The organism is Blastococcus sp. SYSU DS1021 (genome assembly GCF_054050995.1).
This window is the reverse complement of the sequence record NZ_JBJHAL010000011.1, coordinates 29,769-49,235: the sequence shown is the minus strand read 5'-3', so window position 1 is coordinate 49,235 and position 19,467 is coordinate 29,769. Positions and strand designations below refer to the sequence as shown.

Annotated in this window: 20 protein-coding genes and 1 tRNA gene; 11 read left to right on the top strand and 10 right to left on the bottom strand. The window is 74.2% G+C overall.

Features of this window, described 5'->3' with window-relative positions:
* Positions 1-15 precede the first annotated feature (15 nt).
* Genes ACI8AP_RS10295 through ACI8AP_RS10280 form a run of 4 tightly spaced genes read left to right on the top strand, consistent with a single transcriptional unit; the run spans position 16 to position 4,150 of the window.
* Positions 16-1,188 carry an MFS transporter gene (locus ACI8AP_RS10295; RefSeq protein WP_456589244.1) on the top strand — a complete coding sequence of 391 codons (1,173 nt, stop codon included), beginning with the start codon at positions 16-18 and terminating at the stop codon, positions 1,186-1,188.
* A gap of 10 nt (positions 1,189-1,198) precedes the next feature.
* Positions 1,199-1,393, top strand: a complete 195-nt coding sequence (locus ACI8AP_RS10290; RefSeq protein ID WP_456589243.1) for a universal stress protein — start codon at positions 1,199-1,201, stop codon at positions 1,391-1,393.
* A 14-nt stretch (positions 1,394-1,407) separates the two neighbouring features.
* On the top strand, positions 1,408-2,481 hold the full coding sequence (locus tag ACI8AP_RS10285; RefSeq protein WP_456589242.1) for an adenylate/guanylate cyclase domain-containing protein: 1,074 nt from the start codon (positions 1,408-1,410) through the stop codon (positions 2,479-2,481).
* A gap of 31 nt (positions 2,482-2,512) precedes the next feature.
* A complete protein-coding gene (locus ACI8AP_RS10280) occupies positions 2,513-4,150 on the top strand; it encodes an ABC-F family ATP-binding cassette domain-containing protein (RefSeq protein WP_456589241.1) in 1,638 nt (545 codons plus the stop codon).
* Between the two features lie 5 nt (positions 4,151-4,155).
* Here ACI8AP_RS10280 and ACI8AP_RS10275 read toward each other — a convergent pair whose 3' ends face one another.
* From ACI8AP_RS10275 to ACI8AP_RS10265, 3 genes are read right to left on the bottom strand one after another with little or no spacing between them, the layout of a single operon-like run.
* On the bottom strand, positions 4,156-4,698 hold the full coding sequence (locus ACI8AP_RS10275) for an N-acetyltransferase family protein (protein ID WP_456589240.1): 543 nt from the start codon (positions 4,696-4,698) through the stop codon (positions 4,156-4,158).
* Between the two features lies 1 nt (position 4,699).
* Complete coding sequence (locus tag ACI8AP_RS10270) at positions 4,700-5,824, bottom strand: alpha/beta fold hydrolase (protein ID WP_456589239.1); 1,125 nt, start codon at positions 5,822-5,824, stop codon at positions 4,700-4,702.
* The gene (locus ACI8AP_RS10265) at positions 5,745-6,167 is read right to left on the bottom strand and encodes a hypothetical protein (RefSeq protein ID WP_456589238.1); all 423 of its coding nucleotides are present in this window, start codon (positions 6,165-6,167) and stop codon (positions 5,745-5,747) included. The genes ACI8AP_RS10270 and ACI8AP_RS10265 overlap by 80 nt, the downstream gene beginning before the upstream one ends.
* 180 nt (positions 6,168-6,347) lie before the next feature.
* On the opposite strand from ACI8AP_RS10265, the gene ACI8AP_RS10260 reads away from it, so the two are divergent.
* Positions 6,348-7,118: an SDR family NAD(P)-dependent oxidoreductase gene (locus ACI8AP_RS10260; RefSeq protein WP_456589237.1), complete on the top strand. Its 771-nt coding sequence runs from the start codon at positions 6,348-6,350 to the stop codon at positions 7,116-7,118.
* On the opposite strand, the gene ACI8AP_RS10255 is transcribed toward ACI8AP_RS10260, so the two are convergent.
* From ACI8AP_RS10255 to ACI8AP_RS10240, 4 genes are all read right to left on the bottom strand, one after another.
* Positions 7,108-7,527, bottom strand: a complete 420-nt coding sequence (locus ACI8AP_RS10255; RefSeq protein WP_456589236.1) for a hypothetical protein — start codon at positions 7,525-7,527, stop codon at positions 7,108-7,110. The genes ACI8AP_RS10260 and ACI8AP_RS10255 overlap by 11 nt on opposite strands.
* A 56-nt stretch (positions 7,528-7,583) precedes the next feature.
* A complete protein-coding gene (locus ACI8AP_RS10250; protein WP_456589235.1) occupies positions 7,584-8,480 on the bottom strand; it encodes an alpha/beta fold hydrolase in 897 nt (298 codons plus the stop codon).
* 84 nt (positions 8,481-8,564) lie between these two features.
* Positions 8,565-8,699 carry a methionine/alanine import family NSS transporter small subunit gene (locus ACI8AP_RS10245; protein WP_456589234.1) on the bottom strand — a complete coding sequence of 45 codons (135 nt, stop codon included), beginning with the start codon at positions 8,697-8,699 and terminating at the stop codon, positions 8,565-8,567.
* Entirely contained in the window at positions 8,696-10,327 is a 1,632-nt protein-coding gene (locus tag ACI8AP_RS10240; protein ID WP_456589233.1) for a sodium-dependent transporter, read from the bottom strand. Before ACI8AP_RS10240 ends, ACI8AP_RS10245 begins: the two co-directional genes overlap by 4 nt.
* 262 nt (positions 10,328-10,589) lie before the next feature.
* On the opposite strand from ACI8AP_RS10240, the gene ACI8AP_RS10235 reads away from it, so the two are divergent.
* Entirely contained in the window at positions 10,590-10,976 is a 387-nt protein-coding gene (locus ACI8AP_RS10235; protein WP_456589232.1) for a cupin domain-containing protein, read from the top strand.
* 151 nt (positions 10,977-11,127) lie between these two features.
* On the opposite strand, the gene ACI8AP_RS10230 is transcribed toward ACI8AP_RS10235, so the two are convergent.
* The 3 genes from ACI8AP_RS10230 to ACI8AP_RS10220 form a co-directional block, all read right to left on the bottom strand.
* Positions 11,128-11,202, bottom strand: a tRNA-Arg gene (locus tag ACI8AP_RS10230).
* A 70-nt stretch (positions 11,203-11,272) separates the two neighbouring features.
* Complete coding sequence (locus ACI8AP_RS10225; RefSeq protein WP_456589231.1) at positions 11,273-11,935, bottom strand: DUF305 domain-containing protein; 663 nt, start codon at positions 11,933-11,935, stop codon at positions 11,273-11,275.
* A gap of 28 nt (positions 11,936-11,963) precedes the next feature.
* The gene (locus ACI8AP_RS10220; RefSeq protein WP_456589230.1) at positions 11,964-12,689 is read right to left on the bottom strand and encodes a DUF3105 domain-containing protein; all 726 of its coding nucleotides are present in this window, start codon (positions 12,687-12,689) and stop codon (positions 11,964-11,966) included.
* A gap of 155 nt (positions 12,690-12,844) precedes the next feature.
* Here ACI8AP_RS10220 and argS point away from each other — a divergent pair, with 155 nt between their 5' ends.
* Genes argS through thrB form a run of 5 tightly spaced genes read left to right on the top strand, consistent with a single transcriptional unit; the run spans position 12,845 to position 19,317 of the window.
* Positions 12,845-14,506, top strand: a complete 1,662-nt coding sequence (gene argS / locus ACI8AP_RS10215) for an arginine--tRNA ligase (protein WP_456589229.1) — start codon at positions 12,845-12,847, stop codon at positions 14,504-14,506.
* Positions 14,506-15,999 carry a diaminopimelate decarboxylase gene (gene lysA / locus ACI8AP_RS10210; RefSeq protein WP_456589228.1) on the top strand — a complete coding sequence of 498 codons (1,494 nt, stop codon included), beginning with the start codon at positions 14,506-14,508 and terminating at the stop codon, positions 15,997-15,999. The genes argS and lysA overlap by 1 nt, the downstream gene beginning before the upstream one ends.
* On the top strand, positions 15,996-17,294 hold the full coding sequence (locus tag ACI8AP_RS10205; protein WP_456589227.1) for a homoserine dehydrogenase: 1,299 nt from the start codon (positions 15,996-15,998) through the stop codon (positions 17,292-17,294). Before lysA ends, ACI8AP_RS10205 begins: the two co-directional genes overlap by 4 nt.
* On the top strand, positions 17,291-18,367 hold the full coding sequence (gene thrC / locus ACI8AP_RS10200; protein WP_456589226.1) for a threonine synthase: 1,077 nt from the start codon (positions 17,291-17,293) through the stop codon (positions 18,365-18,367). Before ACI8AP_RS10205 ends, thrC begins: the two co-directional genes overlap by 4 nt.
* The gene (gene thrB / locus ACI8AP_RS10195) at positions 18,364-19,317 is read left to right on the top strand and encodes a homoserine kinase (protein WP_456589225.1); all 954 of its coding nucleotides are present in this window, start codon (positions 18,364-18,366) and stop codon (positions 19,315-19,317) included. Before thrC ends, thrB begins: the two co-directional genes overlap by 4 nt.
* The last annotated feature ends 150 nt before the right edge of the window (positions 19,318-19,467 follow it).

The window sequence follows — 19,467 nt, the reverse complement described above, 5'->3', positions numbered from 1 at the left end:
TGGTCGACTGGGTGCGTGGGACCGGTGCGGCTGGGGCGTGCGCGGCTGGCGGTGACCGTCGTCTTCGCGGCGAACGGTGCCCTCTTCGGGAACTGGGCGGTGCGGATCCCCGCGGTCAAGACCGCCCTCGGGCTCTCCGACGCAGCACTCGGCGGCGCCCTGCTCGTGCCGGCGGTCGGGGCGCTGATCGCCATGCCGCTGGTCGGTGCGCTCAGCGCGAGGCTCGGCAGCCGGACGACGACGGTGGCCACCGCGCTGGCCTTCTTCGCGGTCCCGGTCCTGCTGGGGCTGGCGCCGTCGCTGCCCTGGCTGGTCCCGGCGCTGCTGGTGTTCGGGCTGGCGTTCGGCGGCCTGGACGTGGCCATGAACGCCCAGGCCGTCACGGTGGAGCGGGCGCTCGCCCGGCCGGTGATGTCGTCGTTCCACGCGGCGTTCTCGGCCGGGGCCCTGGTGGGGTCGCTGACCGGTTCGCTGGCCGCGGCGGGGGACGTCGGGCTGCCCTGGCACCTGGGCGGCACCGGCCTGGCGCTGCTGCTCCTGACCGCGCCGCTGTTCCCGGCGCTGCTGCGGGAGCAACGAACCGAGGGGGAGGCGGGGCCGCTGTTCGCGTGGCCCCGCGGCCGGCTCCTGCCGCTGGCCCTCATCGCGCTGGTCGTCCTCCTCGCGGAGGGCGCGGTCGGCGACTGGAGCGCGGTCCACCTGCGCGACGAACTGGGTGCCTCCGCCGGGGTGGCGGGGCTGGCGTTCACCGCCTTCAGCCTGACGATGGTGGCCGGCCGGCTGGCGGGCGACCGCGTCGTCGCTGCGTGGGGGAGGGTCCGCACCGTCCGCACCTCGGCACTGGTGGCCACGGCCGGCGGGGTGCTGGTGGTCGCCGGTCCGACCGTCGCCGTGGTGCTGGTCGGCTTCGCCGCCCTGGGGGCCGGGCTGGCCTGCACGGTCCCCCTGGTCTTCTCCGCCGCGGCGGAGGGCGAGCCGGAGGCCGGGCCGGCGCTCGCCGCGGTGAGCACCCCCGGGTACCTCGGCTTCCTGCTCGGCCCGCCGGCGATCGGGGGCCTGGCCGAGCTGGTGGGGCTCTCCGCGGCGCTGGCGCTGCTGCCGCTGCTGCTCGCCGCGGTGGCGCTCCTGGCCGGCCGCACCGGCCCCGCCCGCGTGACCCCGGGCACACGGGCGGTCGTCGTCCCCTAGAGTGCCCGCCGTGAGCGAGCCCGTGACCGCCTACTCCACGGTCGTCGTCGGAACCGACGGCTCGCAGTCCTCGCTGCGCGCCGTCGCCCGGGCAGGAGCGCTGGCCGGCGCCTGCGGGGCGACGCTGGTCGGCCGGCTGCTGGGCTCCGTGCCGGCCGATGCCACCCGCGGTCGCGGTGCGCTGATCGTGCACACCACCGACTGAGGTCTGCGACGGGCATGGTTGATCCCGGGGAGGGTCCGGACCCCGGCGCCCGGGAGGCGCTGGAGCGGCTCCTGCTCGGCGGGCCGCGCCGGTACACCCGGCTGGAGGTCGGCCGGATGGCGGGTATGCCGCCGGAGCGGACCCAGCGGCTCTGGCGGGCGCTGGGTTTCCCCGACGCCGCCGACGACGACCCCGCCTTCACCGACGCCGACATCGCCGCTCTCGGGGTGCTGTCGACACTGATCGACTCCGGCTTCGTCGACCCGGAGAGCGAGGCCTCCATCGCCCGGGCGATGGGGCAGTCGCTGTCCCGGCTGGCCGACTGGCAGACCGACATGCTGGCCGACGCGCTGCTCCGCGGCGCGCAGGCCGGCGAGGACCCGGCCGCGACCACCGAGCGCGCGGTGGCGGCCGCGCAGGCGCTCCTGCCCCGGCTGCGCGAGGTGCAGGACTACGTCTGGCGCCGGCACCTCGTGGCCAACGTCGACCGGCTGCTCGCGGCCACCGGCCCCGGCGACCGGCGGGAGCTGGCGGTGGGGTTCGCCGACCTGGTCGGCTACACCTCCCGCAGCCGCGGCATGGGCGGCCGCGAGCTGGGCGCGATGGTGGAGGACTTCGAGAGCACCGCCGCCGAGGTGATCGCCCGGCACCACGGCCGCGTCGTGAAGACCGTCGGTGACGGCGTGCTGTTCACCGCCTGGTCGGCCACGGACGCCGCGGACATCGGACTGGAACTTCCTGACGCCTGGGCGGCCGCCGACCGTCCGCCGCTGCGGGTGGGAGCCGCCTACGGGGCGGTGCTCACCCGCCTCGGCGACGTCTACTCGCCGGTCGTGAACCTCGCCAGCCGGCTCACCTCGCTCGCCCGGCCCGGCGCGCTGCTGGTCGACCGGGACCTCGCCGACCGGCTGCGCGGGCTGCCGGACTACCGGGTGCGGCCGCTCCGCCGGGTCTCGGTGCGCGGCTACGACCACCTCCAGCCGTGGCTGGTCCGGCGGAGCAGGACGACGAGCGGCGAGGACGCCGACAGCGGCTACGGCGACGACGCCTTCGACGTCGAGGACGACCCGTCGGCGAGCCGGGGCTGACCCCGACCGGGCGGCTTGGCAGGCTGGAGGGGTGAGCGCCACCCTCGTCGCCCGCGGACTGGCGGCCGGCCACGGCGCCCGCGTGCTCTTCTCCGACCTCGATCTCGTCGTCGCCCCGGGCGATGTCGTCGGCCTGGTCGGGGTGAACGGCGCGGGCAAGTCCACGCTGCTGCGCACCCTGGCCGGGGAGCTCGCCGCCGAGGCCGGCAGCATCGCCCTCAGCCCGCCGACGGCCACCCTGGGCTACCTCCCGCAGGAGCACGAGCGGCGACAGGGGGAGACGGTCCTCGCCGCGCTCGCCCGGCGGACCGGTGTCACGGCCGCCCAGGCGGCCCTGGACGCCGCGACCGATGCGCTCACCGCCGGCGCGGCGGGCGCCGACGACGCGTACGGCGACGCACTCGAGCGCTGGCTCGCGCTCGGCGGCGCGGACCTCGAGGAACGGGCGGCCGAGGTGGTCGCCGAGGTGGCGCCCGGCGTCGCGCTGGACGCGCTGATGACCGGGCTCTCCGGCGGGCAGGCCGCGCGCGTGGGGCTGGCCTCGCTGCTGCTGTCCCGCTACGACCTCCTGCTGCTCGACGAGCCGACCAACGACCTGGACCTCGCCGGGCTCGACCAGCTGGAGCGGTTCGTGACCGGTTCCCGGGCCGGTGTCGTCGTCGTCAGCCACGACCGCGAGTTCCTCGCCCGCACGGCCAACCGGATCGTCGAGCTCGACCTCGCCCAGCAGCTGGTGCGGGTGCACGACGGCGGCTACGAGGCGTACCTGGCAGAGCGGGAGGTCGCCCGCCGGCACGCGCGCGAGGAGTACGAGGAGTTCGCCGAGACCAAGGCGGGGCTGGAGGCGCGCGCCCGGATGCAGCGCAACTGGATGGCCAAGGGTGTCCGCGACGCGGTCAAGAAGCAGAAGGACCCCGACAAGTTCATCAAGGCGCACAACCGGGCCTCGGCGGAGAAGCAGGCGGCCAAGGCCAAGCAGACCGAGCGGATGATCGAGCGGCTGGACGTGGTCGAGGAGCCCCGCAAGGAGTGGGAGCTCCGCATGGAGATCGCCGCCGCGCCGCGGGCCGGCGCCGTCGTCGCCACGCTGCGCGGCGCCGTCGTCCGCCGGGGCGGCTTCACCCTCGGCCCGGTGGACCTGCAGGTCGACTGGGGCGACCGGGTGGCGATCACCGGCGCCAACGGATCGGGGAAGTCGACCCTGCTGGCCGCTCTGCTCGGCCGCGTTCCCCTGGAGGAGGGGTCGGCGTCGCTCGGGCCGTCGGTCCGGATCGGCGAGATCGACCAGGCCCGGGAACGCTTCCTCGGTCAGGAGCAGCTGCTCGACGCGTTCGGCGCGGAGGTCCCCGACTGGCCGACGGCGGAGGTGCGGACGCTGCTGGCGAAGTTCGGCCTCACCGCCGACCACGTGCTGCGCCCGGCGGTCACCCTGTCGCCGGGGGAGCGCACCCGCGCCGCTCTGGCGCTGCTGCAGGCCCGAGGCATCAACGTGCTGGTGCTCGACGAGCCGACCAACCACCTCGACCTGCCGGCGATCGAGCAGCTGGAGCAGGCGCTGGCCGGCTACACGGGCACGCTGCTGCTGGTCACCCACGACCGGCGGATGCTCGCCGCCGTCGCCACCGACCGCCGGCTCGACGTCGACGGCGGGCGGGTCACCGAGCGCTGAGCCGGTCAGCCTGCGGGGGCCCCGAGCTCGTCGGCGATACCGACGGTGTCCATGCCCGCCCACGTGTCGGACACGTGGTGCGCCAGCACCATCAGGTCGCGCAGCTCGCCGCTGCGATCGCGGATGTGGTCGCGCAGCAGGGCCTCACCGCTGAAGCCGAGGTCGCTGAAGAGCGCCAGCGCCGCCCCCTGCTCGGCGACCACCTCGACGACGAGCTTCGACAGCCCCGAGGAGACCGCGCCGACCAGGGCCTGCCGGGCCAGCTCCCGCCCGAGCCCGCTGCCGCGGCGGGACGGGGCGACGACCAGGCGGACCTCGCCGACGTGGTCCGACCAGCCCGGCAGCGGCCGGACGGCGACGTAACCGGTCACCTCGTCGCCCTCGACCGCCACCCAGCGGCCGCCGGCGGAGTCACCGGTCGCCCACGAACGGACGGTCTCGGGGTCGGTGACCTCCTCCTTGATGAAGGTCAGGTCTCCCTCGGGGAGGTCACCGAAGAACCGCAGCAGCGCGTCGCAGCGATCGGGTCCCAGTTCCACCACCGTCACGTCAGGCCTCCTGGCTGGTCTCGTCGGCGTCGAGCGGGTCGCTGCGCCGGCGGACGAAGTCGATGATCGTGGGCACCGTGGTCTTCGCCGCGGTGCGCCCGACGACCAGCCCCATGTGTCCGGCGTCGAGGCAGAGCTCGTGCTTGTCGGGGGAGCCGACCAGGTCGATCAGCGGTGCGGTGGCGTCCGGCGGCACGATGTGGTCGCGGTTGGCCCGCACGGTCAGGAACGGCACGTGGATGTCGGCGAGGTGCACCGGGTCCCCACCCACGGCGAGCCGGTCGTCGACCATGCCGTTGTTCCGCACCAGCATCTCCGCCGTCTGCCGCGCGGCGGCGCCGGGGAAGGGCACGTGGTCGTCCGACCACCCCGTCATCGCCTGGTAGGAGGCGACGTACTCGTCGTTCCAGAGCCGCTCCCACAGGGTGACGTAGCGGGTCACCTCCGCCGTCGGGGTCAGCGCCCGGAAACCCTGGACGACGACCGAGGGCGGGACGTTGCCGTCCGCGTCGAGGACCGAGCCGACGTCCATCCCGCCGACGGCGAAGATGTCGGCGAGCGGCCCCATGTGCCGGAAGTCGACCGGTGTCGCCAGCACGGTGAGGCTGCGCAGCGGCGCGTCGGGGTGGTGCGCGGCGTAGAGCAGGGCCAGGTTCCCGCCGAAGCAGTAGCCGAACAGGTTGACCTCGTCGGCGCCGGAGAGCTCGAGGACGCGGTCGACCCCGGCGGGGATGTAGTCGTCGACGTAGTCCTCGAGACCGTTGCCCGCGTCGCGCTCGTCGGGCTCGCCCCAGTCGAGCATGTACACGTCGAAACCGGCCTTCAGCAGCTGCTCCACGAAGCTGTTGCCGGGCGTCAGGTCGAGGATGTAGCTCTTGCTGATCATGCTGAACACGATCAGCAGCGGTGGCCCGTAGCGGACGCCGCCATAGGTGTCGGGGTCGTTGCGGTAGTGCCAGAGCTGGGTGCGGCCCCGCTGCCAGACGACGTCCTTGGGGGTCTGCCCGACGCCGGGCCGGTCGACGCCGGCGACGAGCTTGATGCCGTTACGGGCGCGCAGGGTGTTGCGCTCGACGTCGCGCCGGACGCGGTCGAGCACCGTCTGCGGGCTGGGCACCGTCGGCATCGCTGTCCTCCGTGGTCGGGGCGGTCGTCGTTCGGGCCGGGCCGGGGCGCGACGGAGAGCCGCGTCGCCGCTCCTGCTCCAGCTGGATGGTCAGCCGGCGCACCTCGCGGTCCAGGGAGCCGATCTGCGCGCGCAGCCGGCTGATGTCGCTGCCCGCGGGCAGGTTGACCAGGTGCCAGGCGCGCGCGCTCAGGTCCCGGACGGAACTGCCCGCGACGGTCTGCGCGCGGCGCAGCAGCGCGGTGGCCAGGGAGAAGTACTCGCTGCGGACCAGGTCGTCGGCCCGGGGCGCGATCGCGCGCTCGGCGGCGTCGTAGGCCTGCCGCCACATCGGGGCGCTCACCGGCGCTCCCCGGTCGCCGGCGCCGCGCGGTCGAGCGGCTGCTGCGCGAGGTCGGTCATGGTCGGTCTCCCTGTGCCCGGTGTCTGGACCCAGCGCCCCTACCCGGCTCGACCGGTGATCTACCGCACACGGCCGATACGGTGGCGGGACACCCCATCGTCTGCGAGGAGATCCCCGCTCATGCCCGACCGCTCGATCCTCGACCTGTTCCGCCTCGACGACCGCGTCGCCATCGTGACGGGGGCGTCCTCCGGGCTGGGGGCGGTCTTCGCCCGCACCCTGGCCGAGGCCGGCTGCGACGTCGCCCTGGGGGCCCGCCGGGTCGACCGGCTGGCCGACACCCAGCGCGCGGTGGAGGCGGCCGGGCGGCGCGCGATCAGCGTGGCCACCGACGTGTCCCGGCCCGAGGACTGCCAGGCCCTCGTCGACGCGGCCGTGGCGGAGTTCGGCAAGGTCGACATCCTGGTGAACAACGCCGGTGTGGGCACCGCCGCGCCGGCGACCAGGGAGACGCCCGAGCAGTTCCGGCAGGTCATCGACGTCAACCTCAACGGCTGCTACTGGATGGCCCAGGCCTGCGGCCGGGTGATGCAGCCCGGCAGCTCCATCGTCAACATCTCCAGCGTGCTGGGGCTGACCACGGCCGGCCTGCCGCAGGCGGCCTACGCCGCGAGCAAGGCGGGGCTGATCGGGCTGACCCGTGACCTCGCCCAGCAGTGGACCGGGCGCAAGGGCATCCGCGTCAACGCGCTGGCGCCGGGGTTCTTCACCTCGGAGATGACCGACCAGTACCCCGAGGGCTACCTGGAGTCGCAGCTGTCCCGGGTCCTCGTCGGGCGGAAGGGCGAGCCCGAGGAACTCGCCGCTGCGCTGGTCTTCCTGGTCAGCGACGCCGGCGGGTACGTCACCGGCACCACCATCCCGGTCGAGGGCGGGATGCTCACCAGCTGAGCGACGGGTCCGCGGCGGCGAGGTCGGCGCGGGCGGTGCACGGGCGGACCCGGTCGGCGTCGGGGTCCGGTTCCGGCAGCGCGGCCGCCCCGCTGTCGCGCAGCGGTCGCGGGCGGCGGGGGTGGCGGCTGCCGCTCCCGCCGCCCCGGTGCGGGTAGACCAGGACGCCGTTGACCGGGTCGGGCGCGGCGTCGAGCGCCGCCCGCACCGCCGGTGCGTCGCGGAAGCCGTCGCGCTGGCCCTCCTCGTCGAAGACGAACTCCAGGACGACGCCCCAGCGGTGCTCGTGCTCGTCCCAGAACCGGGCGCCGGACGTCACCGCCGTCTCGACGAGCAGGTCGTGCCAGGCGCGCAGCCATCCCGAGGCGGGGGTGCCGCCGTCGAAGACCTCGATGGTGACCCAGTTCACAGTTGTCCGACGCTATGCGGTTCCGCCGGTCACCGGTAGGGCCGCCGGAGCGGCGGTTACGCTCGGCGTTCGACGCGCTCGATCAGCGCGGTGATCCGGTCGGTGAGCTGCGGCCAGACCTCGCGCGGCAGGTCGTGGCCCATGCCGTCGACGACCAGCAGCTCCGCCCCCGGGACCGCCGCAGCCGTCGCGCGACCGCCGGAGACGTTCACCAGGCTGTCCTGCTCGCCGTGGATCACGAGGGTGGGCACGGCGACCCGGGCGAGGTCGGCGGTCCGGTCGTGCGTGGTGAGGATGGCGGCCAGCTGCCGGGCCACGCCGGCCGGGTCGTACGCCCGGTCGAAGGAGAGCCCGGCCCGGTCGCGCACCGCGGCCTCGTCGAACTCGAAGCCAGGAGAGCCGATCACCCGGTAGGTGTCCACGACGCGCTGGATCGCGCCCTCGCGGTCGCCCGCCGGTGCGGCCAGGAGCACCCCCATCGCGGCCTCATCCGGGGCGCCCACGGCCGGGTCGCCGGTGGTCGACATGATCGAGGTAAGGCTGCGCACCCGGTCGGGGTGGGAGATGGCCACCAGCTGGGCGATCATCCCGCCCATCGAGGCGCCGACGACGTGCGCGCTGTCGAGGCCGAGGGTGTCGAGCAGGCCGACGGTGTCCTCGGCGAGGTCGGTCAACGAGTACGCGACCGAGGAGCGGTCGCCGCCGAGGATCGCCAGGACGTCCGGGGCGCCGGCGCCGTCGAGGTGGGTGGACAGCCCGATGTCGCGGTTGTCGAAGCGGATGACGAACAGCCCCTGCTCGGCCAGGCCGCGGCAGAAGTCGTCGGGCCAGCCGATCATCTGGGTGGCCAGCCCCATGACGAGCAGGACCGGCGGATCCGCCGTCTCGCCGAACGTCTCGTAGGCGAGCTCGAGATCGCCCACCCGGGCCATGTGGATGCCGCTGGTCTCCATGCAACGGACGCTAGTGCAGCCGTCCGGCACTCAGGTCGCGGCCCGGGCGGGCGAGGGGCTGTCAGGCCTGCCGTGTGCGCCGGGTCAGCGGTCCCGGTGCCCGTTCTCGGCGCGGTCCTCGACGTTCCCGTGGCGCAGCAGGCTGGCGACGGCCAGCACGAGGCCGCCCCAGATGACGACCATCGCCACCACCATCATCGCGATCGCCTCGGCGCTCATCGCCGGCCTCCCTCGTCGTGCCCGGTTCCCGGGCGGTTCGGGTCCGCCGCGGAGGTCGCGTGCAGCGGCGCCGCGGGGTCGGAGCCGGGTGGCGGCCCGTCCAGGTGGGTCCCGGAGCGCCACGGCAGCCGGGCGAGGAGGAAGCCGACCAGCGGGAGCGCCACAGCCATCAACCAGCCGAAGACCAGCAGCAGCCACGTCGGGTAGTCCCCGGCCCCGTAGGGCGCGGTGAGGTCCTCTCGCACCGTGAAGACGAGCACGATGGCCAGGCCCGCCGGGGCGACGACGCTGGTCAGCACCCGCCAGCCGGTGCCGACCCGCGGCCGGCCGTGGACGTTGAGGTGCTCGCTGAGACGGGGCAGAGCCCGCACCAGCCAGGAGACGACCAGCATGCTGACGAGCGCCACGACGAGGATGCCGTACTGGTTGACGAAGCGGTCGACGACGTCGAGCACGTAGATGCCGCTCGTCGTGCTGAAGAGCACCAGGCTCAGCACCGCGGCCGGCACGCCGACCGCGAGGGTCGCGGTGAGGCGGCTCGTGTCGAGCTTGTCGCGGACCGCCGAGATCACCACCTCGATCACGCTGATCAGCGAGGTGATGCCGGCGACGACGAGCGACCCGAAGAACAGGACGCCGAGGAGGGCGCCGGCCGGCGCCTCGCTGATGATCGTGGGGAAGGCGATGAAGGCCAGGCCGATCCCGCCGTCGACCACGTCGCCGACCGCGTCCCCGCTCGCCTGGGCCATGAAGCCCAGGGCGGCGAACACGCCGATGCCGGCGAGCAGCTCGAAGCTGGAGTTCGAGAAGCCCACGACGAGGCCGGAGCCGATCATGTCCTCGCGGCGGCGGACGTACGACGCGTAGGTGATCATGATGCCGAAGCCGACCGACAGCGAGAAGAAGATCTGGCCGAACGCGGCGGCCCAGACGGGGGCCGAGGTGAGCGCCGACCAGTCCGGCGTGAAGAACGCGTCGAGGCCCGCGCCCGCGCCCGGCAGCAGCAGCGCCTGCACGACGAGGGCGGCGAAGGCGAGCACCAGCACCGGGATCAGGACCAGCGACGTCATACCGACCCCGCGCTGGACGCCGAGGGCCATGATCACGAGGACGGCCAGCCAGACCAGCGCCAGGGGCACGAGCACCCCGGGCACCACGTCGGCGGTGACCTCGACGTCACCGGCCTGCAGGAACTCGCCGAAGAAGAAGCCTTCCGGGTCGGCGCCCCAGGCCTGGTCGAGCGAGAAGAGGGTGTAGCGCAGCGCCCAGGCGAGCACCGCGGCGTAGTAGACGGCGATGACGAAGCAGATGCCCACCTGCCACCAGCCGAGCCCCTCGGTGCCGCGGCGCAGCCGGGCGAAGGAGAGCGGCGCGGAGCCGCGGTGGCGGTGGCCGATCGCGTAGTCGAGCAGGAGGAACGGGATGCCGGCGGTGAGCAGCGCGACCAGGTAGGGCAGCAGGAAGGCGCCGCCGCCGTTCTCGTAGGCGACGTAGGGGAACCGCCAGATGTTGCCGAGCCCGACCGCCGAGCCGATCGCCGCCAGGATGAAGACGCGGCGGGAGCTGAACGCGCCGCGCCGGCGCTCCTCGTGCGTCTGCGGGGTGCCGTCTCCCGCTGTCGTGCTCATCTGACCTCCTGCGTGGTGGTCTGCCGATCCTGCGAGCACCTCGAACACCGGTCCCGATGGGCCGTCGGCGGGAGGTGCCAGAACTGGGGCCACGTCGAACGCCCGGACTCTAGCGGGCCGGGCCGCGGTCCGGGTCCTGATCCCCAGCGTCCTGGTCGTCGGCACCTGGAGCCGTCCTCCCGACCGGCCGCGGGGCGAGCACGGGGCCGCGCCGCACCGCAGAACGGGGTTGCGCCGGCGTCTCCCGGGGCAGCCCGGTGGCATGGAACCCGTGGTGCGCACCGCAGCCGAGGCCGAGACCGAGGTGTGGGACGACCCGGTCCGGGGCCACGTCGCCTTCCAGGTGCTGATCAGCCGGGACCGGACGCCGACGTCCTCGCTCTACACCGGCCTCGCCGAGCTGCCCCCCGCCGGCTGGCTCGGTCGGCACCGGCACATCCAGGCCGAGGTCTACCACGTCATCGCGGGCACCGGGGTCGTCGTCCTGGACGGGGTCGAGCACCCCGTGGCCGGCGGGTCGGCCGTCTTCATCCCCGGGAACGCCGAGCACGGCATCCGGAACACCGCGGAGGAGCCGCTGCGCTTCGTGTACGCCTTCGCGACCGACTCGGTCGAGGACGTGGTGTACCGGTTCTCCGGGGAGGAGTGAGCCGGCACGCCCGTGGCGTCGCGCGGCGGCGTCGGCCCGTCCGGAACGCGCGAGAGGCCCCGCTGGCACCCGTCTCCGGGGCCGGTGGGGCCTCTCCCGCTGTTCGTCCGCGGCCAACGGTCGGTCCACGCGGGCGACGGTCAGCGGCTGGTGGTGCCCCCGGCAGGATTCGAACCTGCGCACCCGCCTCCGGAGGGCGGTGCTCTATCCCCTGAGCTACGGGGGCTCGGTGGTGGGGCAGGGGAGAAGTTACCAGCCCCCGACCCCGCCCCGTGCGGCGGCTCCTGCGCCGCGGGTCACGGCTCGGGGAGGGGGGTTCCGCCCCGGGCCGTGAGCATCCGCGTCATCGTCGTCGTCTCCACGCCCTGCGCCTGCTCGATCGACCGGGCGAGGTCGCGCACGGCCTCCACATCGGCGTGCTCGGCCGCGTAGCGGGCCATGTCGAAGCCGCCCTGGTGGTGGCGGATCATCAGCTGGAGGAACCGGACGTCGAACTCCGTGCCCGACAGGCTCCGCAGCTCCGCCAGCTCCTCCGTGGACGCCATGCCGGGCATGTCCGCGGCGGTGTCCATGGCGCCCATGTCGTGACCGGCGTGCTCGTCCGCGGGCATCCACGTCATGGGCTCGCCGGACTGGGGCAGCCCCCAGAGCGCCAGCCAGCCCTGCATCCGCCCCGCCTGGTTGGTCTGCGCGGCCGAGATGTCGAAGGCCAGGTGCTCGAGCTCGGGGTCGTCGCTGCGCTCGTCGACCAGGTTGGCCATCTCGACGCCCTGCAGGTGGTGCCGGGACATGTCCCGGGCGAAACCGGCGTCGACCGAGTCGGCGGCCGGCGTGGGCGTGCCCCGCCCGATGCCCAGCGCCACGGCGAGCCCGCCGCCGAGCAGCACCAGCCCGACGGCGATGACGGCGAGCAGGGCGGTGCGCAGGCCGCGGGTGGGCGAGCGGTCGGGCGCGGTCACGGGGTCACCTCCCGGTGGACGGTGGCGGTCACTGGTCGGACGTCGCGCCTGCGTCCGCACTCTCCAGCAGCGGGTCGGCCAGGAAGGTCGGGCTCTCGCAGGTGGCGCCGGGCTCCGGGAAGCTGTCCGGCTTGTAGGTCATGAGGTCGGCGAACTGCTTGATCCGCTCGTCGTCGGCGCTGTCGACCTTCAGCTGGTGGCCCCACGACTGGACGCTGATCGGGGTGTCCTGCCCCTCGTACGGCGAGAGCATCCGGCCGGAGACGCCGTCGACCAGCTCGGCCAGCTTGTCCACGTCCGCGTCGGAGACCTCGTCGGGGTTGTAGGTGATCCACACCGCGCCGTGCTCCAGGCTGTGCACCGCGTTCTCGTGCCGGATGTCGACGTCGTAGACGGTGCCCGTGCAGTCGGCCCAGAGGTTGGCGTGCTCGCCGCCGACCGGCGGGGACTCGCTGTACTCGATGGGGCCGTCGTTGTGCAGGCCGCCCTCGTACTCGTAGGTCTGCGCGCCGGCGATCTCGTCGATCGAGTCCACGCGCGAGGCGTCTGCCGCCCGCACCTGGACGACGGCCCAGGTGATGACGGCCGCGGCGAAGACGACCACCGCCACCGCGGCGGCGATCAGCCCCCACGGCCGCTGCTGTGCCACGACCTGCGTCGGCGGCCGGGTGCGGCCACCGGTCGCCCGCCCACCGGACCGGGTGGCCCCACCACCGCTGGCTCGGCTCTTGTCGGGCGTGCGGTCCTTGGCCAAGGCCTCTCCTCGTTACGGGGCGCATCCGCGCCGCTGCGTTCCGGCGCGCAGGTAGGCCCCGCTCACCGCGGGCGAGTCTAGGTCGCGCGCCTGTGCGGAAGCTGGGAGCCGGGCGGCCCGGCGGGCCACCGGAAGCCGGTCAGTACGCTCGCCGGGTGACACCGGAGCAGCTTCAGGACGTCGTTCGTACCGCCGTGGCCGCGGTCGTCGAGCGAGGCGCGCTGCCCGTCGATGTCCCCGCGGAGGTCGTCGTCGAGCGGCCGCGCAACCCCGAGCACGGCGACTACGCCACCAACGTCGCCCTGCGGCTGGCCAAGCCCGCCGGTCGCCCGCCGCGTGAGGTCGCCGACCTGCTGGCCGCCGAGCTGCGCACGCACGCGGGTATCGCCGGCGTCGACATCGCCGGGCCGGGCTTCCTCAACATCACGCTCGCCCAGGGCGCGCTCGGCCTCATCGCCGTCCAGGCCGTGACCGCCGGGGACGCGTACGGGCGCACCGGGGCCCTCGCCGGGCAGCGGCTGAACGTCGAGTTCGTCTCGGGCAACCCGACCGGCCCGCTGCACATCGGGCACACCCGGTGGGCCGCCATCGGGGATGCGCTGTCCCGGCTGGTGGAGGCCGCCGGCGCCGAGGTGACCCGCGAGTACTACATCAACGATGCCGGCGCGCAGATCGACCGGTTCGGCCGCAGCCTGCAGGCCGCGGCCCACGGGCGGGCGGTGCCCGAGGACGGGTATGCCGGCGCCTACATCGACGAGATCGCCCAGCAGATCCGCATGTCCGAACCGGATGTGCTGGACCGCGACGATGCCGCCCAGCTGCACGTCTTCCGCGAGCGCGGCATGGAGTTGATGCTGACCGAGATCCGGCAGTCGCTGCTCGACCTCGGTGTCGAGTTCGACGTCTGGTTCAGCGAGCGGGAGCTGCACCGGTCGGGAGCCCTGGACAAGGCGCTCGCCCGGCTGCGGGAGCAGGGCCACGTCTACGAGGCCGACGGTGCGGTCTGGTTGCGGACGACGGACTTCGGCGACGACAAGGACCGGGTGCTGGTCAAGGCCGACGGCGAGACCACCTACTTCGCCTCCGACTGCGCCTACTACCTGGACAAGCGGGCCCGCGGGTTCGACCGGGTCGTCATCGTGCTGGGGGCCGACCACTCGGGCTACGTCGGCCGCTACAAGGCGCTCGTCGCGGCGACCGGCGACGATCCCGAGGCGAACCTGGAGATCGTCCTGGGCCAGCTGGTGAACCTGGTGCGCGACGGTGCCCCGGTCCGCATGAGCAAGCGGGCAGGGACGATCGTGCTGCTCAGCGACGTCGTCGACGCCATCGGGGTGGACGCGGCGCGCTACGCCCTGGCACGTGCCTCGATCGACCAGCAGATCGACATCGACGTCGACCTGTGGAGCCGGCGCACCAACGACAACCCGGTCTTCTACGTCCAGTACGCGCACGCCCGCATCTCCTCGGTGCTGCGCAACGCCGCCGACCTCGGGATCGCGCTGGGCGAGGCGGCCGATGTCGACGGCGCCGCCCTGGTGCACGAGCGGGAGAACGACCTGCTGCGGGCGATCGGCGAGTTCCCGCGGGTGCTCACCTCCGCCGCCGAGCTGCGCGCGCCGCACCGGGTGGCCCGCTACCTGGAGGAGCTGGCCGGCACCTACCACCGCTTCTACGACGCCTGCCGGGTGCTGCCCCGCGGCGACGAGGAGACCACCCCGCTCACCACCGCCCGGCTGTGGCTGTGCGCGGCGACCGCGGTGGTGCTGCGGAACGGCCTCGGGGTGCTCGGCGTCACCGCGCCGGAGCGCATGTGATGCGGGCCCACCCCGCAGGGCCGCTGCACGGGACCATCACCCCGCCGACGGCCGCCGGCGCGCCGCCGGCCGAGCTCGGGTCGCTCGACCCGCACGTCTGGCCCCGGACGGCGCGGCGGGTCGACGGCGAGCTGCACCTCGGCGGCCGTCCGGTGACCGATCTCGCCCGCGCGCACGGGACGCCGCTGTTCGTCCTGGACGAGGACGACTTCCGGGGGCGCGCCGCGGAGTTCGCCGGGGCGTTCGCCGACGCCGACGTCCACTACGCCTCCAAGGCGTTCCTCTGCGGCCAGGTGGCCCGGTGGATCGCCGACGACGGGCTGCACCTGGACGCCTGCAGCGGCAACGAGCTGGCGCTGGCCCTGGCGGCCGGCTTCCCCGCGGAGCGGATCGCGCTGCACGGCAACAACAAGTCCCTGGTCGAGCTGCAGCTGGCCGTCGACTCCGGCATCGGCCACGTCGTCCTGGACTCCTTCGACGAGATCGACCGGCTGGTGCCGCTCGCCGAGAAGCGGGTCGCCGATGGCGGGACGCCGGTGCCGGTGCTGATCCGCGCGACGGTCGGCATCGAGGCGCACACCCACGAGTTCATCGCCACCGCGCACGAGGACCAGAAGTTCGGCTTCTCCCTGGCCACCGGTGACGCGCTCACCGCGGCGGTGCGGGTCATCCGCGAGCCCGCGCTGCGGCTGACCGGCCTGCACAGCCACATCGGGTCGCAGATCTTCGACACCGCCGGCTTCGAGGCCGCGGCGCACCGGGTCGTCGGGCTGATGGGGCAGGTGCACCAGGCCACCGGCCAGGTGCTTCCCGAGCTCAACCTCGGCGGCGGCTTCGGCATCGCCTACCTGGCCGAGGACGACCCGGTCAGCCCGGTGGACGTCGCGACCCGGCTGCGCGCCGTCGTCGCCGCCGAGTGCGCCCAGCTGGGGCTGCCGGTGCCGCGCCTGGCGGTCGAGCCCGGTCGTGCGATCGCGGGCCCGGGCACGGTCACGCTGTACGAGATCGGCACGATCAAGCCGGTGCGGCTCGGCGCGAGCGGGGCCCCGGGCGCGCCCCAGGTGCGCAACTACGTGTCGGTCGACGGCGGGATGAGCGACAACATCCGCACCGCCCTGTACGACGCGGCCTACACGTGCGTGCTGGCCAACCGCGTCTCCGATGCCCCGCCGGCCCTGTGCCGGGTGGTCGGGAAGCACTGCGAGAGCGGCGACATCCTTGTCCGGGACCTGTGGCTGCCCTCCGACGTCCAGCCGGGTGACCTGCTCGCCGTCGCCGCCACCGGCGCCTACTGCTGGTCGATGGCGAGCAACTACAACTACCTGCTCAAGCCCCCGGTGGTCGCCGTCCGGGACGGCGCCGCCAGGGAGATCGTGCGACGTCAGACACTGTCGGACGTGTTCGCCCTCGACGCGGTCCTCGCCGACCGCCCTGCCCCCTCGCCGGCCATCGACCAGCCGGCGCCCGAGCACCCCGCGGGAGCGACCTCGTGAACGGACCCCTCAAGGTGGCCCTGCTGGGCTGCGGGACGGTCGGCGGCGCGGTGCTGCGGGCGCTGCAGGAGCAGGCCGACGACCTCGGCGCGCGGATCGGCCGCCCGGTGGAGGTGGCCGGCGTCGCCGTGCGCCGCCCGGCGCACCACCCCGACGTCCCGGCGCACCTGCTCACCACCGACGCGCACGGGCTGGTGACCCGCGACGACGTCGACCTCGTCGTCGAGGTGATCGGCGGCATCGAGCCGGCGCGCTCGCTGATGCTGGCGGCGTTCGAGGCGGGCAAGTCGGTGGTCAGCGCGAACAAGGCGCTGCTGGCCGAGGACGGCGTCGCCCTGCACGCCGCGGCCGCGAAGGCCGGGGTGGACCTCTACTACGAGGCCGCGGTGGCCGGGGCGATCCCGATCCTGCGGCCGCTGCGCGAGTCGCTGGTCGGTGACCAGCTGTCCCGCATCGTGGGCATCGTCAACGGGACGACCAACTACATCCTGTCGCGGATGGCCGAGACCGGCGCCGGCTTCGGCGAGGCGCTGGCCGAGGCCACCGAGCTGGGCTACGCCGAGGCCGACCCGACCGCCGACGTGGACGGTTTCGACGCCGCCGCGAAGGCCGCGATCCTCGCCTCGCTGGCGTTCCACACGCCGGTCTCGGCCGCGGACGTCCACCGGGAGGGCATCTCCACGGTGACCGCCAGCGACGTCGCCCGCGCCGCCGAGATCGGCTGCACGGTGAAGCTGCTGGCCATCTGCGAGCGCGTGCCCGCCACCGACGGCGACGGCGACTCGGTGGCCGTCCGGGTGCACCCGGCGATGATCCCGACCGTCCACCCGCTCGCCTCCGTCGGCGGCGCGTTCAACGCCGTCTTCGTCGAGGCCGAGGCGGCCGGGCAGCTGATGTTCTACGGCCAGGGCGCCGGGGGAGAGCCCACCGCCAGCGCCGTCCTGGGGGACCTCGTCGCCGTCGCCCGCAACCGCGTGGCCGGCGCCTCGGGCCAGGGCCCCACCGGCTACGCCGACCTCGCCGTCCGTCCCATGGCCGAGACGCCGACGCGCTACCACGTCAGCCTCGACGTGGCCGACAAGCCGGGTGTGCTCGCCGCCGTCGCGCAGGAGTTCGCGCAGCACGGCGTGAGCATCTCCACGGTCCGGCAGACCGGCCGCGGGGACGCCGCGACGCTGGTCATCGTGACCCACAGCGCCCCGGACGCGGCGCTGTCGGCCACCATCGCCGCGCTGCGGGAGATGCCCGCGGTCCGGGGCGTCACCAGCGTGCTGCGCGTGGAGGGTCTGTCATGACGGTCTCGTCGTCGGTCGTGTCCCCGGGCTGGCCCGGTCTCATCGAGGCCTACCGGTCCCGCCTGCCGGTCTCCGGCACCACCCCGGTGGTCACGCTGCAGGAGGGCGCCACCCCGCTGGTGCCGGCGCGCGAGCTGTCGCGGCGCACCGGCTGCGACGTCTACCTCAAGGTCGAAGGGGCGAACCCCACCGGCTCCTTCAAGGACCGCGGGATGACGATGGCCATCACCAAGGCGCTCGAGGAAGGGGCGCAGGCGGTCATCTGCGCCTCCACCGGCAACACCAGCGCGAGCGCCGCGGCCTACGCCGCCCGCGCCGGCATGACCTGCGCCGTCCTCGTGCCCCAGGGCAAGATCGCGATGGGCAAGCTGGCCCAGGCGCTGGTGCACGGCGCCAAGCTGCTGCAGGTCGACGGCAACTTCGACGACTGCCTGGCGCTGGCCAGCAAGCTGGCGATCGACTACCCGGTCAGCCTGGTCAACAGCGTCAACCAGTACCGGATCGAGGGGCAGAAGACCGCCTCCTTCGAGATCGTCGACGTGCTCGGCGACGCCCCGGACATCCACTGCCTGCCGGTGGGCAACGCCGGCAACATCACCGCCTACTGGCAGGGCTACCGCGAGTACGCCGACGACGGCCCCGCCACGCGCACACCGCGCATGTGGGGCTTCCAGGCCGCCGGCGCGGCCCCGATCGTCACCGGCCAGGTGGTGGAGAACCCGAGCACCATCGCCACCGCCATCCGCATCGGCAACCCCGCCTCGTGGACGAAGGCGCTGGCCGCGCGCGACGAGTCCGGCGGGCGCATCGACGCCGTCACAGACCGGGCGATCCTGTCGGCCTACCGGCTGCTGGCCCGCAGCGAGGCGGTCTTCGTCGAGCCGGCGTCGGCGGCGTCGGTCGCGGGCCTCCTCCAGGTGGCCGACGCCGGGGAACTCGAGCCCGGCCAGCGGATCGTCTGCACCGTCACCGGGAACGGTCTCAAGGACCCGGAGTGGGCGATCTCCGGCGCGCCGGCGCCGCTGACCGTGCCGGTCGACGCCGCGGCCGCCGCGGCGCAGCTCGGGCTGTGAGCGTCCTCGACCCGGACCGGGTGACGATCCGCGTCCCGGCGACCAGCGCGAACCTGGGGCCGGCGTTCGACTGCGCCGGCCTGGCGCTGACCCGCCACGACCACGTCTCCTTCGCGGTCGAGCCCGGCGGGCTGTCGGTCGAGGTGCAGGGCACCGGTGCGGGCGAGCTGCCCACCGACGAGTCGCACCTGGTGGTGCGCGCCTTCCGCGCCGCCTGCGCCGAGCTGGGCTGGACGCCACCGGGCCTGCGGGTGGTCGCCGAGAACGCGATCCCGCAGGGCCGGGGGATGGGCTCCTCCGCCGCGGCCGTCGTCGCGGGGGTCCTGGGGGCCTGGTCGCTGTGCCCGGACGTCGACACGGTCGACGGGAACGCCGTCCTGCGGCTCACCACCGAGCTGGAGGGTCACCCCGACAACGTCGCCGCCTGCCTGCTCGGCGGGCTGACGTTGTCGTGGACCGGTGAGCGGGGTGTCGGCGCGGACAGCCTGCCCGTGCACGAGGACGTGCTCCCCGTGGTCCTCGTGCCGGACGCGACGCTGTCGACGGAGGTGGCCCGCGGGTTGCTGCCGGACGTCGTGCCGCACGCCGACGCCGCCTTCAATGCGGGCCGGTCAGCGCTGCTGGTGCACGCCCTGACCTCGGGCACCTCGATGCTCGAGGCCACCGAGGACCGCCTGCACCAGCGGCAGCGCACGGCGGCGATGCCGGGCACCCTCGCGCTGATCGACCGCTTGCGCGAGGCCGGGCACGCGGCGGTCGTCTCCGGCGCGGGGCCGTCGGTCCTGGTGCTGGGCCGGCGGACGGTGCGGAGCGACGACCGGGCGGCCGGGGCCGAGGAGATCGAGGAGATCGCCGCGCTGGTTCCCGGGAACTGGTCGGTGCTGCCGCTCGAGGTGGACCCGACGGGGGCGCGCGTCGACCGCCCCGTGCGCCAGGTATCGTCTCGATAACGGGGAACACGCCGAGATCATCCGGTGTTGTCCTGCCCGTGAGCTGCGACTAGGCTCACGGCGTAGCCGCCCACTCGGGTGAGCCTCGCGCGGGGCCGAAGCAGATGTCCGAACCTCTTCGCCGCTGATCCGCCTCGCACCTCTCGACCT

Bases quoted from the DNA above. Each gene is read 5' to 3' on its own strand.
- ACI8AP_RS10235 (WP_456589232.1), top strand. From the start codon at position 10,590: ATGGAACCCGTGGTGCGCACCGCAGCCGAGGCCGAGACCGAGGTGTGG.
- ACI8AP_RS10285 (WP_456589242.1), top strand. From the start codon at position 1,408: ATGGTTGATCCCGGGGAGGGTCCGGACCCCGGCGCCCGGGAGGCGCTG.
- ACI8AP_RS10250 (WP_456589235.1), bottom strand. From the start codon at position 8,480: ATGGAGACCAGCGGCATCCACATGGCCCGGGTGGGCGATCTCGAGCTC.
- ACI8AP_RS10270 (WP_456589239.1), bottom strand. From the start codon at position 5,824: ATGCCGACGGTGCCCAGCCCGCAGACGGTGCTCGACCGCGTCCGGCGC.
- ACI8AP_RS10260 (WP_456589237.1), top strand. From the start codon at position 6,348: ATGCCCGACCGCTCGATCCTCGACCTGTTCCGCCTCGACGACCGCGTC.
- ACI8AP_RS10240 (WP_456589233.1), bottom strand. From the start codon at position 10,327: ATGAGCACGACAGCGGGAGACGGCACCCCGCAGACGCACGAGGAGCGC.
- thrC (WP_456589226.1), top strand. From the start codon at position 17,291: ATGACGGTCTCGTCGTCGGTCGTGTCCCCGGGCTGGCCCGGTCTCATC.
- lysA (WP_456589228.1), top strand. From the start codon at position 14,506: ATGCGGGCCCACCCCGCAGGGCCGCTGCACGGGACCATCACCCCGCCG.
- ACI8AP_RS10245 (WP_456589234.1), bottom strand. From the start codon at position 8,699: ATGAGCGCCGAGGCGATCGCGATGATGGTGGTGGCGATGGTCGTCATC.